The following is a 14,892-nucleotide window of genomic DNA, read 5'->3' as shown; positions in this document are numbered from 1 at the left end:
AAACAAAGCGAGGCGGCCTAAAAGCCGACCTGATCGTTGGGGCATGCGCGGTGTCGCTTCTACTTCCTAAGACGCTGACGAAGTCGGCCATCTTTTGATCTGGCTCTGGCTCTGGCTCTGGCTCTGGCTTTTGATCCTGGGCGCCCCGTTAACCACGCTGGCCGTACTTCGATATTGATTTGGGGGGTAAACCGGCAGGACGCCGGTTTAGCCGCACTGGGCCAGGGATGGCCCATTGCGGCGGCACCCCAAATCAATGTCGGAGTACGGGCATGCCGAGCCTAAGCGAGGCACCGAGTGGTGGGGTAAGAGCGTTTTGCTTACTTTTGCGCTGTCCAAAAGTGAGCCGCTGTAAAAGCGGAACCATAGGAGGCCGTTACGGAAGAAATGGATATGTACTCGGTCTAATCCAACACCCCAGAGGCCCAGAGGCCGCCACGGCGAATGTCCAAGGGGGGCTTTGAGACGTTAGCGTTTTTGCCTTGGGCTCAAGTAACAAGTTACGGCCGTGCAATCAAGCACGGCCCAGTCCCAAGAGACTTACCAGTTGTAGCTCATCGTGCCATACACGGTCCGCTGCTGGCCGTACTGGCAGCCAACGTTGCTGTAGCAGCCTGCCACGTATTCTTTATCGAACAGGTTCGAGGCGTTGAGCGAGACTTCCATACCGTCGAGCGAGGCATCGACCTTGCCCAGTTGGTAGGCGACCAAGGCGTCGACCACGGTGTAGCTGTCGACCTTGAAGCTGTTCGCCGAGTCGCCGAAGGTGCTGCCCACGTAGCGGGCACCGCCGCCCAGGCGCAGCCCTTCGAACGTGCCGCCCTGGACGATATAGTCGCCCCAGATCGACGCCATGTGCTCCGGCACCCGGAACGGTGTATTGCCTTTATTGCCGACGTCGGACTTGGTGACCTCGACATCGTTCCAGGTGTAGCTGCCGATCAGATTGAAGCCTTGGGTAATCTCGGTCTTGGCTTCCAACTCGACACCCTGGGAGCGAACTTCGCCTTCCTGGCGTGCGAAGCCGCTGACGTACTCGGTGGCATTCTGCTTGGTCAGGTCGAACACCGCGACGGTGTACAGGCTGTTGCTGCCTGGCGGCTCATACTTCAGGCCGACTTCGTACTGCTTGCCGATTTCCGGGTCGAGCTGCGAGTTGTCCAGCGTCATGCCCATTACTGGCAAGAACGACTCGCTGTAGCTGGCGTACGGTGCAAAGCCATTGTCGAACAGGTAGACCAGGCCCGCACGACCACTGAACTTCTCATCCTTCTGGGTCTGCGGAGCGCGGTCGTCCTTCTGGTTGCTGGCCCAGTCGTAGCGACCACCGAGCAGGAACACCCACTTGTCGATCTTCAACTGATCCTGCAGGTACACGCCGGTCTGCGACAGTTTCTGCTCATAGCTGGAGGCACTGAACGGGACCAGGGTCAGCGGTTTACCATAGACCGGATTAAACACGTCGAACGGCTGCAGGATGAAGTCCAGCGACTGGTCCTGGTTGAACTTGCCGTTGTTGTAGTCGACCCCGGTGAGCAAGGTGTGCTCCACCGGCCCCGTGGCAAAGTTGGCCTGGACCTGGTTGTCCATGGTGAACAGCCGGCCGTCGCCCTTGCGCTGGTCGTTGTAGCGCGAGTAGACGTCGCCCGCCGGGCCGTACAAGGCAATCTCGGAGCTGGACTGGCGGTAGTCGCTGTAACGCACGTTCTGGCGCAGGGTCCAGATCTCGTTCAGGTCGTGTTCGAACACGTAGCCCAACGACGTCTTCTCGTTGGTCATGTAATCGTAGGCGCTGTCGCCGACGTAGGTATCGCGATCCAGGCGGCCACGCGGGTCGCGAAACACCGTGCCCTGGGCGGGCAATGGGTTGGCGAAGTTGCCCGTCTGCTTCTGGTACTCGCCCAGCACGGTCAGCTCGGTATCGTCGTTGGGACGAAAGCTGATGGCCGGTGCCAGGTACTCGCGACGGTTGGTGATGTGGTCGGCCTGGGCATCGGCTTCGCGGAACAGGCCGGTCAGGCGATAGCTCCACACCCCCTCCTCATCCAGCGCATCGCCGAGGTCGAAGGCGGTCTGTTGGTAGTCGTGGTTGCCCATCTGCAACTGCACTTGTCGCAACGGTTCGGTGGTCGGGCGTTTGCTCACCAGATTGATCTGGCCACCGGGGTCGGAAGCACCGTAGAGCACCGAGCTGGCACCGCGCAGGACTTCGATCCGCTCCAGGCCATAGGGTTCGGGGGCGTCCCAGCCAAGGAAGTCGGGCAGGAAGGTGCGGGTGCCATCGCGCAGCATGCGCCCGGTGCCTTGCTGGAAGCCACGGATGGTCAACTGGTCGGTGACGAACTGCGGGCCGGCCAGTTCGGCGTTGATCCCCGGCGTGTAGCGCAGGGCCTGGGAGACCGTCTTGGGTTGCTGAGCTTCGATCTGCTCACGGGTCACCACCGACACCGAGTACGGCGTCTCGATGATCGGCGTGTCAGTCTTGGTCCCCGCCGAAGCGCGCTTGGCCACATAGCCGTCATCGGCGCTCACCGAGCTGTACGCCTGGCCGACCACACTGCTGACCGGCAGGGTCAGCGCCGCATCGTCGGAGCTGCCTTGCAAGGTCACATGATTGCCTTCGATCCGATAGGCGATGCCGGTCCCCTGGATCAACTGGCGCAGCGCCTCTTCAGGTTCCATCTGCCCGGATACACTGCGGCTGCGCAGGCCGGAGACGGTGTCCTGATTGTAGATGATTTGCAATTTCGCCTGGTTGCCCAGCTCGTACAAGGCCGAGGACAGCGACTTGGCCGGGATGTTGATCTGCACAGGCTCGGCCAGCGCCGGGACCGCCACCGCCATGGCAAGCCCGAGAGTAGCGGCGGCGATGCAGCGACGCAGGCGCTGTGCCGGTTGATTCAGTGGATGAACGCTCATGATGTTCCCTATGGATTTATAGTTTTGTTGGCATATTGGATGGGGCTTGGCGTGTGGCCAGGGGGCAGGCCGCACACCGCTCGAACCCCAGGCGCTCACGCAGACAGCAGACCCGGCGCTTGACCGCTCCAGCGGCGTCGCGACGCAAGGCACTGCGCAAGGCCTGGCTGCCCTGCCCCTGGTGGCTGCTGCAAAAATGCGCCCGCGCTTCCCCTAGCGCGCGGGTTGGCACACAGCCCTGGGCCACCTCCATGACCCAGTCGATACACAGCGCCACGTTGCCCCACAGCAGGCGCGGCGACAGCCCGGTATGGGCGGCAAAACGGTTGACGAAAGGCTGCAGCAGTTGCTCATCGAACGCGTCCAGCTGGCGTGCGCCATTGCCCTCGTGGAGTAGCGCCGGCCCTGACGCCGGGACATGCAGTTCGTCAGGTTCGCCCTGTTCATTCACGCAGATACGCAACTGCTGCGGGTCCAGGCTTACAGGCTCGGCATACAGCAGGCGCGCCAGCAGCAGCGGTGGCAGGATCAGCGCGCAGAGCTGCTGGTGCCATTGCGATGCAACTGCTCGCGGATCGGCCTGTGGCCAATGCCGGGCATAACGCGCCAACACCGGCGCCAGCATGTCCGGTTGCAACCAGCGGCTCAGCGCGGGCGCCTCACTGCCGGGCACCACACGCATCCGCGCCGCGAGCGGCTGCAGGTCCGGCGGCAAGCGCTGGGCCAGGGTCAGGTTCACCTCAGCCGGCCTCGACAGCGCTGGCGTGGTGCTGCACCAGACGGCCGTTGTCGATGCGCAACAGGCTGTCGGCGGCATCGAAATAGCGGTCGTCGTGGGAGATCACCACGATGGTCTTGCCCAGGCGCTGCAGGTCTGGCAGCAACTCGGTGTAGAAGATGCGGCGGAAGGTCGGGTCCTGGTCCGCTGCCCACTCGTCGAACACCAGCACCGGGCGATGCTCGGTCCACGCTTGCAGCAGCGCCAGGCGCTTGCGTTGGCCGGTCGACAGATCGAGGGTGGAAAAACGCCCGTCTTCGATGCGTACCTTGTGGGCGATCTCCAGGCGTTCCAGGTACACCATCGCCTCTGGCGGCACATCGGCGCCCTGCTGGACGAGGTCCTCGAACAGGAAGAAGTCCGACAGCACGGTGGTGAACAGTTGGCGGTAATCGTCGAGCTGGGTGGCGTCGACCGGTTTGCCGTCGAGCAGCAGGCTGCCGCTCTGGGGTACGTACAAGCCCAGCAACAGCTTGATCAGGGTGGTCTTGCCACCACCGTTCTCGCCGACGATGAACACAATCTCGCCCTTGCGGATCGACAGGTTGACCGGGCCGATGGCAAAACCGCTGGCGCCCTCTTCGCTCGGATAACGGTAATGCACGTCACGCAGTTCGATGCTGTGGATTTGCTCAGGCAGCGGTTTGTCGTTTGCCTCCTGCAAGTGCGGCTCGGGTGAGGCGAACTGCTCGGAAAGTTCGGCCACCCGGCGGAACGCCACTTGCGCACGGCTGATATTGGGCAGCGTACCGAGCAGATGCTCCAGCGGCCCTTTCATGTACAGCAGCACCAGGATGAAGCCGCTCAGGGTCGCGGTGCTGGTACTCGGCCACATGGCCTGGAACCCCAGGGCCACGCCAATCACGATGAAGAACAGCGTGGAGCCGACCCCCTTGGCCACCACAAACTGGTTGATCGCGTTGACTTGCTTGCGGCAGATACTGTCGGCAGTGCCTTCGATGCTGTCCTTGAGCAGGCGCTGGCGGCGCGGACGGTTGATGCGCAGTTCCTTGGCGCCCTCGGCGATGGAGCGGTAGTGCTTTTGCAGATCGTCTTCCAGGTCACGGGCCTCGAAGAAGCCCTTGATGCCACGAGCCCGGGCGTAATACTGGGCAACCGAGCCCAGCAGAATCGCCAGGGTGGTGGTGAGGAACATCCCTGGCGACAACTGCACCAGGTACACCAGGCAGCCAAGGGTGACGCTGAACGACACCGCGAGCGGCGCGAAGGCGAAAGCAAAGTCACTGATGGTGTCGACATCGTGGGTCAGCACCGGAATCAGCCGGTGGCTGCGGTAGCGTTCCAGTTGATCGATCGGCGCGCTGAGGATCTTCAGGCCCAAGGTCTTGCGCAGCCGCGCGATCACATGCTGGCCAACGTAGTTGGTGCCGATGTCCGAGATCACCGAGCCGAGTAGCGCCATCAGGCACAGCCCGGCGAAACCCAGCAACACCCCGCGACTGGCGCCGCCTTCGGCGTGCAGGGCGTGGTTGATGGTCGCCAGCAGGCCAGTGATGCTCAAGCCGCCGAGAATGCCCAGCACGGTCGAAACCAGCAGCAACGGCCAGAAGGGACGCAAAACCTGCGTCAATTCATGCAAGGTACTTCGTGCAGGTGCACTCATTGTCTCGGCTTCCAGGCTTGACGCCCGTCATCGTCCCGTCCGCAGACGGCCGGAATGAGGGCGTGTTAAGGGGCATGCCTGATCGACGAATGAGAGTGGGGTTTGTTCAGCAAATTAGCTGTAAATAACTGCCGAGACGCAGGTCAGCGGGACGAAATCAGGATCACGTCATCGCCACGACGCAGTTTTACCGGAAGCACCCGTGGCAGCGCGCTGATCAACTGGCCCAGGTCGCTGGTGTCGTAGATGCCGCCGAAACGCAGCTCGCCGACTTCGTTGCCTTCCAGTTGCAGGGGCACCTTGAGGTAACGGTTGATCTGTACGATGGCGTCGCGCAGGCTGATGTCGTCCAACATCAGCTTGCCGTTGCGCCAGGCCATCGAGCGCGCGGGGTCGATGCGCTTGAGCTGGAGCATGCGCCCCTGGCTCACCACGGCCTGCAAACCGGCAGTCAGTTCGGTGCCCTGGTTGCGGCCGTCGCCGTCCTCGCCACGCGACACCAGTACCGTGCCTTCGCTCACGCTGACGGTGGTCTGCGCCGGTGCGGTCCAGATATTGAAGTGCGTTCCGGTGACCCGCACGCTGGCGTTGTCGGTACTGATCAAGAACGGCTTGTCGACGTCGCGTTGCACATCGAAATAGGCCTCGCCGTCACGCAGCAACACCTGGCGCCGATCACGAAAGCCCAGGTACAGCATGCCGGTGCGCTGATTGAGTTCCACCTGACTGTTATCGGGGAGCTGAACCTGGCGTCGCGCTTGCTCGGCCATGAAGTAGCGCACACTGCCCGGCAACATGCCACCCGACCAACCGCCCGCCCATGCAGCTCCCACGGCCAACGCCAGCACCGCGGCGCGGGCCAGCAACGGCGCGCGGCGGCGCCGCGAACGAGCCTCAAGCGGCGCTTGCGCCCGCGGTGGCAACTGCTCGCTGACCTGCCACACCCGGCACATCTTCAGGTACTCCGCAGCGTGTTCCGGGTCGGCATCGTACCAACGCAGGAACTCGGCACGGTCCGCGTCGGTGCAATCCTCGAAATGCAAACGCACGCACCAGTCGGCGGCCATTTCGCTCGGGGATTGCTGGGGAACAGAGGGGTTGGGCATGGTGGTAGACAGCGGAAGAATTTCGCCAAGCTTACTCCATCCACTTGGTTTTTGGTTGGTTTCACTCTAAATCGTTCATTTGCCTACGCGCTCCTTCGACCACTTCTGAAGAAGCTGTCGGTTCATTCGTCAACTCTCATGAACGCCTCTGACACGGCCTGCACATGGCCGCTCGCTCAGGGCACCACTTCAAAGGAGGATTCGCGAATGTCCCAGCGACAGTCCAGCAACAAGCCCTTCGACGTCATCGGCGTCGGCTTCGGCCCTTCCAACCTGGCCTTGGCCATCGCCCTCGAGGAACAGGCCGAAACGGCGGGTCGCCGAGCCAACAGCCTGTTCCTCGACCGGCAGACTGACTATCACTGGCACGGCGATACCCTGGTCAGCCAGAGCGAATTGCAGATCTCCTTCCTCAAGGACCTGGTGACCCTGCGCAACCCCACCAGCCGCCACAGCTTCGTCAATTACCTGCAACAGCACGGCCGCCTGATCGACTTCATCAACCTGGGCACGTTCTATCCTTGCCGCATGGAATACAGCGACTACCTGCGTTGGGTCGCCGGGCATTTCCGCGAGCAGTGTGCCTACGGCAACCGCGTCGACCGGGTCGAGCCGGTGATTGGCATGGATGGCAGCGTCGAACTGCTGGACGTGGTCTCGGTCGACAGCCAGGGCCGCGAACATCGCCGACGCACCCGCTCGGTAGTGGTCGGCACCGGTGGCACGCCACGCATTCCGGCGGTGTTCCGGGACCTGCGCGACGACGACCGGGTGTTCCACCACTCGCGGTATCTGAGCCGCATCACCCAGCAACGCTGCGCCCGTGGTGAGCCAATGCGCATTGCCGTGGTCGGCGGCGGGCAGAGCGCGGCCGAGGCGTTCATCGACCTCAACGACAGCTACCCGAACGTCAAGGTTGACCTGATCCTGCGCAGCGAAGTGCTCAAGCCGGCCGACGACAGCCCCTTCGTCAACCAGATCTTCGCCCCGGAAAACACCCACCTGTTCTTCGACCAGCCCGAGTCCGAGCGCGAGCGGCTGATCAGCGAATTCCACAACACCAACTATTCGGTGGTGGACCTGAACTTGATCGAACAGATCTACGCCATTCTCTATCGCCAGAAAGTCTCCAAGCGTGAGCGCCATGCCTTCCGCTGCCGGACACAGGTGCAGAGCGCCACGTCCGGCGAACACGGAGTGCGCCTGCACCTGCGCGATGTCGCCACGGGCCAGGAAGAAGTCCAGCACTACGATGCCGTGATCCTCGCTACCGGTTACGAACGCACCTCGCACAAGACCCTGCTGGCACCGCTGGCCGACTACCTGGGCGACTTCGACGTCGAGCGCAGCTACCGCGTGCGCGCCACGCCGAACCTCAAGGCCGGCGTATTCGTCCAGGGTTTCTCGGAGGCCAACCATGGCCTCAGCGATACCCTGCTGTCGGTCCTGCCGGCACGCGCCTGGGAGATCTCCGAGGCGTTGCTGGAGATGGCCGAGTCTTGCGAGCACGAGCACCTGCAATTGCTCGACACTGCCCTGTCGGCGTCCGCCTGAATGGAGCTGCCTGGATGAACATGACCACCGGAGCGCTGACCGCCGCTATCGCCAGCAAACCCCAAGGCGAGCTCTACCGTCGCTACGACGAGCAACTGGGGCTGTGGATGTCCTTGCGCACGTTGGACATCGAGCAGGACCTGACGCTGTTCAACCGCTGGCAGAACAACCCGCGCGTCGCGCACTTCTGGCAGGAGCAAGGCACGCTCGACGAGCACCGTGAATACCTGCAGAAGATCAGCGACACCCCGCACATCTTCAGCGTCATCGGCTGCCTGAATGACCAGCCCTTTGCCTATTACGAGGTCTACTGGGCTGCCCATGACCGCATCGCGCCGTTCTACCCGGCAGCTGAATTCGACCGCGGCATCCATATGCTGGTGGGCGAGGAGCATCATCGCGGCCCGGCCAAGGTCGATTGCTGGCTGCGCTCGCTGGTCAGTTGGCTGCTGCTCGACGAATCGCGCACCCAGCGCGTGGTGGCCGAGCCTCGGGCCGACAACGACAAGATGATCGGCTACATGACCTCGGTCGGCTTTCGCAAGCACAAGGAGTTCGACTTCCCACACAAACGCGCGGCACTGATGGTGCTTGAGCGCGACGACTTCGGCCCGCTGCTCGCGGGCTGACCCTCCCCTGCCGGGCGCTTGGCGCCCGGCCGTCTTGTCCTCAGTTCGCCAATGCCTGGGCCAGATGGCTCGCCAACTCTGCGTAGACCTGATCCACACCCGGCATGACCGCGCCCATCCGCAGCAGGTCGTGGGTCGCGGCGTAGGAGCGGCAGGTCACCGTCACCCCCGCCTGTTGCAAGCGTTCGGCGTAGGCCTGGCCTTCATCGTGCAACGGGTCGTACTGGGCCAGCCCGACGAACGCCGGGGCCGCGCCCTGCAAGTGCTCACACAGGAGTGGCGAAAAGCGCCAGTCCAAGCGATCGGCCGGGGTGCGCTGGTAGTGGCTGTAGAACCACTCCAGCGTCGCGCTCTCCAGCAAGTAACCTTCGTCGAACAGCTCGCTGGACACCGTACGGCGCGAAGCATCGGTAGTGGGATAGCACAGCAGCTGCAGGCGAATCGGCGGCCATTGCTGCGGTGCCTGCGCCGCCTGGATTGCCAGCACGGTGGCCAGAGTCGCGCCGGCGCTGTCACCGCCAACCGCCAGCCGGGTCACGTCCAGGCCATGCTCGGCGCCCTCGGCCACCAGCCACAACAAGGCATCCTCGGCATCGAACAGCGCGGTGGGGAAACGGTGCTCCGGGGCCCGCCGATAATCCACCGCGAGCACCGCACAAGGCGTGCGCCAGGCAAGCTCTGCGCAGATACCCTCATGGGAATCCAGGCTGCCCACCACATAACCGCCACCGTGCAAGTACAACAGCACCGGCCACGGCTGCGCGCCAGCGACCTCGGGCAGATAAAGGCGCAGCGCCAGGCTGGCGCCGTCGCGGGTACGAACCGTCAACTCGCGGCGTGCCACTTGCTGGGTCTGGGGCCAAGCCCAAACCAGCCCAGCGGAAGCCTGCTCGAAGGTGTCGCGGGCCAATTCCGCCGACAAGGCATGCAGCGGTGGACGGCCGGCCAGCCGCCCCTCCTCCACCAGGTCGAGGAAAGCGCTCAGTTCAGGATGCAATGACATGGATGAATATCCTTGAAAGGGGGTCGCGCGGCTCATTCGAGCCCCGCGCATTGATCGATCAGGCTGTGCAGCTCGGCCTGGAAAGTGTCCAGCAGCCGTTGCACGGTTTGCGGGCGGTAGCGCTTGGCGCTATAGATGCAGCGCATTCCCAAGCGGCCGTCATGCACCTGGCCAATGATTTCCAGCCAGTTGGCCAACGGCGCCGACGGGCTGTGGAAGTCGCCCAGGCTTTCTGGCGCGGCGCCGAACAACGACTGTGGGCTGCTCGCCTGGTCGAGTTGCCCGAGGTAGTTGAAGGTGATGCGCGGCTGCGGCAGTTGCGCCAGGGCCTCGCGCACTTCGGTACGCCCCAGGTAACGCAGGACACCAAAGCCCAGGCCGCGCTCCGGCAGTTGCGCCAATTGCTCGCGCACCGCCCGGACCGACTCGGCCACCTCGCCGTTGCCCGGGTGCAGGTGCACCGGGAACATGCTGGTGAACCAGCCCACGGTGCGGCTGAGGTCGAGTTCATCGAACAGGTCCTCGCGGCCGTGACCTTCGAGCTGGATCAACGCCGAATCGTGCTGACTCCAGCGGCACACGGCACGCGACAGCGCGCTCAGCAACAGATCATTGATCTGTGCCTGCAGGGCCGCCGGCACAGCCTTGAGCAGCAATTGGCTACGCGGCTGATCAAGCGTGAACCGGACCTCGGCCGAAGTGCCCACCAGATTGCGCCCACGCGGGTTATCGACCGGCAGGCTCGGCGGCGTATCCGCGCCCAACTGGTGCTTCCAGTAATCCAGCTCAGCCTCGCCTTCAGGGCTGCGCGCCCGCGCCTGCATGCGCTGCGCCCAGTCACGGTAGCGACTGCCAGGCAACGCCAACTCAGGCGCGCACCCGGCGCATGCGGCCTGGTACGTCGCCAGCAGGTCCTCGAGCAGGACTGGCCAGGACACCCCGTCCACTGCCAAGTGATGAACCACCAGCAGCAGGCGCTCGCCGCCCTCTGCCAGCCGTGCATGCAGCACCCGCAGCAGCGGGCCGTTGGTCAAGTCGAGGCTGCGCTGGGCCAGTTGGATCGCCGCTGCCATGGCTTGGCTGTCGGCGAGGTCTTGTTGCCAGAGCACCGGAACTTGCTCGACCTCCTCAAGGCTGGCGTAACGTTGCGCCCAGCCACCCGGCCCCTGGACGAAGCGCAACCGCAGCGCCTCGTGACGCACCAGCAGCTGTTGCACCGCCTGCTTGAGGGCCTCGGTCTGCAGCGGTTGCAGCACGTCCAACAGCAGCGCCTGGTTAAAGTGCTGGCGCTGATCCATCGGCACGTCGAACAACCACTGCTGGATCGGCAGCAGGTTGAACAGTTCACCCTCGGGCAAGGCCAGCTCCGCGGTGATCGCGCCCGCCGTCGGCGCGTCGACGACCGCCAGCAGTTCGGCGATGGTCGGCTTGCGCATCAGGTCGCGCAGGCGGATCTCCCGTTGCAACTGCGGATGGTTGCGAGCCCGCGACACCACCTGCAGGCTGAGGATCGAGTCGCCACCGAGCTCGAAGAAGTTATCGGCGAGCCCCACCCGTTCCACACCCAACACCTCTTGCCAAATCTGCGCCAGGGCTCGTTGCTCAGCGGTCTGCGGGGCGACGAAGCGGCTATCCAGGCTGATCTGCGGCGCCGGCAAGGCCAGGCGATCGACCTTGCCGTTAGGGTTGAGTGGCAACGCCTCGAGCACCACCACGTGAGCCGGCACCATGTAGTCCGGCAGCCGCTCGCACAGGCGCTGGCGCAATGATTCGCCCAGGCCCTCGGCAGCCACCGCCGCCACGTAGGCGACCAGTTGCTTGCCGGTCTGGCTGTCGCGGGCGACCACCACTGCGCTGTGCACATCCGGCTGCTCACGCAAGCGCGCTTCGATCTCACCCAGCTCGATACGGAAACCGCGAACCTTGACCTGATGGTCGAGCCGTCCCAGGTAATCGAAGGTGCCGTCAGCACGGCGGCGCACCAGGTCGCCAGAGCGATACAGGCGGCCGCCGACGCTGAACGGATCGGCCACAAAGCGATCGGCCGTCAGCCCCGAGCGCTGGTGGTAACCACGCGCCAGGCCTTCGCCGCCGATGTACAACTCGCCGGCCACCCCTTCGGGAACCGGGTTGAGGTCGGCATCCAGTACATGCAAGGTGCGCGCGCCGACCCGCTGGCCAATCGGCGCATAGGCCGCACCACAGGTGGTCGACCCTTCGGCCTTCCACAACAGCGGCGTGATGACGGTCTCGGTCGGTCCGTAGCCATTGATGATCGCTTGCGGGCGTAGTGCCGCGCGGGCACGTTCGAACGCGGCCTCAGGCACCGCATCGCCACCAAAGCAATACACCCGCACGGGTGGTGCCTTGCCTGCGGCCTCGGCCTGGCTGGCCAGCGCTTGCAGGTAAACCGGCGGGAACGCGGCCACCGTGACGCCGTGTGCGGTCATGGCCGCCAGGGTCTGTTCCGGGGTCCACAGCTCATCGTCACGCACCAGCAGGCTGGCGCCGAACAGCAGCGGCACCAGCCAGCGCTCATGGGCACCGTCGAAAGCAAATGACATGAAGTGCAGCTCACGGTCCGCCGGGCTCATGCCATAGCGCTCACCGATCGCTTCGCAGTGCATGGCCAGCGGCCCGTGGGCCACCGCCACCGCCTTCGGCTGTCCGGTGGAACCGGAGGTGTAGATCAGGTAGGCCAGGCTGTCGGGATGCAGGTCCACTACCGGCGCTTGATCGTCCAGCCCTTCCAGCGCCAGGCGGTCCAGTGCGAAGGGAATCACACCCTGCTGTACCGGCAGTTGCCCGGCGAGGCTGGAATGAGTGACCAACAGGCGCATGCCCGAATCGCCCATGATGAAGGCCAGGCGCTTGGCCGGATGAGCGGTGTCCAGCGGCAGGTAGGCGGCGCCGCACTTGAGCACTGCCAGCAGCGCCACCGGCCAGTCCACCGAGCGTGGCAAGGCCACGCCGACCACGGTTTCCGGCCCTGCCCCCTGGGCCCGCAGGAACTGCGCCAGGCGATTGGAGCGCGACTCCAGTTCAGCGAACGTCAGGCGTTGTTCACCGCAGAGCACCGCATCCCAGTGCGGGCTGCGCCGCGCCCATTCCGTGATGCCCTGGGTGACCGACGGCAAGCTGCGCCGCTGCGCCAGGTGGTTGGCCTGGGCCCGGGCGCGCAACTCGACTTCGCCGAGCATGCCCAGCTCACCGAGCGCTGTGTCGGCACTGGCGCAGAAGCCCTCGAGCAGTTGCTCGAGGTGACCGCGAATGCCCTCCACCTGGCTCAGGTCGAAGTGCTCGCGCAGGAACATGTACTCGATCTCGAGCGCGTCGCCGAGGGTGACCATCAGGTCCATGGCGAAGTTGGTCACGCCATGGCCGCGCACCGTCTCGAACTGCAGCTCGCCATCGTCCCATTCACTGAGCAGACGGTCGACCGGCTGATTCTCGAACACCACGATGCTGTCGAACAGCGCCTGGCCACCGCGCCCGGCCCAGCGCTGAACCTGGCTCAAGGGTGTGTGCTCGTGTTCGCGCGCCGCCAGGTTGTAGGCCTGCAGCTCCTGCAACCAGTCGCCCAAGCGCTGCTCGGGCAGCGGCGCCTGGACGATCGGCAGGGTATTGATGAACAGCCCCAGGGTGTCTTGGGAACCGGGCAATTGCGCAGGCCGGCCCGAGACTGTGGCACCGAATGCCACGCAACGCTGGCCGGTATAACGCTGCAGAAGCAGGAGCCAGGCGGCTTGCACCAGGGTATTGAGGGTGACCCGCTGGCTGCGGGCAAAATCCTTCAGGCGCCCGGTGCGCACGCTGTCCAGGTGGCTGTAGATCGCCTGGTGACCACGTTCGCTGCGTTTGCCGGTCAGTGCCTGGGCGAGGAAGGTCGGTTCTTCCAGCGGCTGCAGGCGCTCGCGCCAGAAGCGCTCGCTGACCAGCGGGTCGCGGGTTTGCAACCAGTCGATGTAGTCGCGGTAGCGGCCCGGTTCCGGCAGTGGCTGGCCGAGATAGCGACGCAGGACCTGGCCGATCAGCAGCGACAGGCTCCAACCATCGAGCAGCAGGTGGTGATAGGTCCAGACCAGGCGATAGCGCCGTGGCCCCAGTTGCACCAGCAACAGCCGTTGCAGTGGCGCCTGGCTCAGGTCGAACGGCCGTTCGCGCTGCTCACGGGCCACGGCCTGGGCCTGTTCCTCGGTGGGCGTGAATGCACGCCAGTCCAATTGCTCCACCGGCAACGTCACGGCGTGATGGATCACTTGCATGGCATCGGTAAAACCCTGCCAGACAAAGCTGCCACGCAGGCTGTCATGACGCCCGCTGACCTCGTCCCAGGCGGCAATGAAGCGCGGTGCATCCAGGCCGTCGATCACCACGTCGAGCTGGTTCACATACAGCTCGCTGCCGGTGTCCAGGGCATGGAACAACATGCCCTGCTGCATCGGCGACAGCGGCACGATGTCTTCAATCGCCTCCAGCCCCACCGGCAGCGCGTCCAGGGCTTGCGCGCTGAGAGCACTGAGATCGATGCGTACCACAGCGCGCGACGCGACCTCCTCCAATGGCCGCGCCTGGGCGGCGAGCGCCCGCACGCTCTGGTGCAGGAACAGGTCACGCGGGGTCAGCGCCAGGCCGGCTTCACGGGCCCGCGCCACCACTTGCACCGAGACGATCGAGTCGCCGCCCAGTTCGAAGAAGTTGTCCTCGGCACTGACCTGAGGCACGTTCAGCACGCTTTGCCAGATCGCGGCCAGCAGGGTTTCTACCGCGCCTTGCGTCGGCACATGCGCGCGGGTTTCCAGCTCCGGCTCCGGCAAGGCCTTGCGATCGAGCTTGCGGTTCGGCGTCTGCGGCATGCGCTCCAGGCGCATCAACCGCGCCGGCACCATATAGTCCGGCAGTTGTGCTTGCAGGCGTTCGCGCAAGCGGCCCAACAGCGCGTCGTCGGGCTCGGCCACCACATAACCAATCAACTGGTTGTGCCGCGCGACTACCGCCGCTTCGCGCACTCCGGGCTCTGCCAGCAGGCAGGCTTCGATTTCGCCCAGCTCGATGCGGAACCCACGGATCTTCACCTGCTGGTCGATCCGGCCCAGGTATTCCAGCGCACCATCGGCGCGGCGGCGCACCAGGTCGCCAGTGCGATACAGCCGCGCGCCGTCGCCAAACGGGTCGGCGACAAAACGCTCGGCCGTGAGTGCCGGCCGGGCGTGGTAACCCCGTGCCAGGCCTTCGCCGCCGATGTACAACTCGCCGGCCACGCCTGGCGGCAACGGCTC

Annotated in this window: 7 protein-coding genes and 1 pseudogene (1 of these 8 cut by a window edge); 2 read left to right on the top strand and 6 right to left on the bottom strand. The window is 64.7% G+C overall.

The genetic code is table 11. The annotated features are described in order from the left end of the window. Nucleotides 1–540: 540 nt before the first annotated feature. From ACM6IP_RS26025 to ACM6IP_RS26010, 4 genes are all read right to left on the bottom strand, one after another. Nucleotides 541–2,919 (bottom strand): TonB-dependent siderophore receptor, encoded by a 2,379-nt coding sequence (locus ACM6IP_RS26025; RefSeq protein ID WP_414862604.1) that lies wholly within the window; start codon nucleotides 2,917–2,919, stop codon nucleotides 541–543. A gap of 16 nt (nucleotides 2,920–2,935) precedes the next feature. Beyond that, complete coding sequence (gene fhuF / locus ACM6IP_RS26020) at nucleotides 2,936–3,658, bottom strand: siderophore-iron reductase FhuF (protein WP_414862603.1); 723 nt, start codon at nucleotides 3,656–3,658, stop codon at nucleotides 2,936–2,938. A gap of 1 nt (nucleotide 3,659) precedes the next feature. Then, on the bottom strand, nucleotides 3,660–5,321 hold the full coding sequence (locus tag ACM6IP_RS26015; protein WP_159995673.1) for a cyclic peptide export ABC transporter: 1,662 nt from the start codon (nucleotides 5,319–5,321) through the stop codon (nucleotides 3,660–3,662). A 143-nt stretch (nucleotides 5,322–5,464) separates the two neighbouring features. Beyond that, nucleotides 5,465–6,427 carry a FecR family protein gene (locus tag ACM6IP_RS26010; RefSeq protein ID WP_401130818.1) on the bottom strand — a complete coding sequence of 321 codons (963 nt, stop codon included), beginning with the start codon at nucleotides 6,425–6,427 and terminating at the stop codon, nucleotides 5,465–5,467. 207 nt (nucleotides 6,428–6,634) lie between these two features. Here ACM6IP_RS26010 and ACM6IP_RS26005 point away from each other — a divergent pair, with 207 nt between their 5' ends. Both ACM6IP_RS26005 and ACM6IP_RS26000 read left to right on the top strand, forming a co-directional pair. Further along, on the top strand, nucleotides 6,635–7,981 hold the full coding sequence (locus ACM6IP_RS26005) for a lysine N(6)-hydroxylase/L-ornithine N(5)-oxygenase family protein (protein ID WP_414862602.1): 1,347 nt from the start codon (nucleotides 6,635–6,637) through the stop codon (nucleotides 7,979–7,981). A gap of 50 nt (nucleotides 7,982–8,031) precedes the next feature. Further along, nucleotides 8,032–8,610: pseudogene (locus ACM6IP_RS26000) on the top strand (GNAT family N-acetyltransferase); the annotation flags it as partial. 40 nt (nucleotides 8,611–8,650) lie between these two features. Here the strand turns inward: ACM6IP_RS26000 and ACM6IP_RS25995 are convergent. Both ACM6IP_RS25995 and ACM6IP_RS25990 read right to left on the bottom strand, forming a co-directional pair. Further along, a complete protein-coding gene (locus tag ACM6IP_RS25995; protein ID WP_414862601.1) occupies nucleotides 8,651–9,613 on the bottom strand; it encodes an alpha/beta hydrolase fold domain-containing protein in 963 nt (320 codons plus the stop codon). A 32-nt stretch (nucleotides 9,614–9,645) separates the two neighbouring features. Next, on the bottom strand, nucleotides 9,646–14,892 hold the end of the coding sequence (locus tag ACM6IP_RS25990) for a non-ribosomal peptide synthase/polyketide synthase (RefSeq protein WP_414862600.1). 8,871 nt of this gene lie beyond the right edge of the window; 5,247 of the gene's 14,118 nt are visible here — the last part of the coding sequence; the start codon falls outside the window, past its right edge — the gene reads right to left on this strand; it ends in the stop codon at nucleotides 9,646–9,648.

Source organism: Pseudomonas sp. IT-P176 (assembly GCF_949767245.1).
GTDB lineage: Bacteria > Pseudomonadota > Gammaproteobacteria > Pseudomonadales > Pseudomonadaceae > Aquipseudomonas.
The sequence above is the reverse complement of the archived record's forward strand: the minus strand, read 5'-3'. Positions and strand labels throughout refer to the sequence as shown.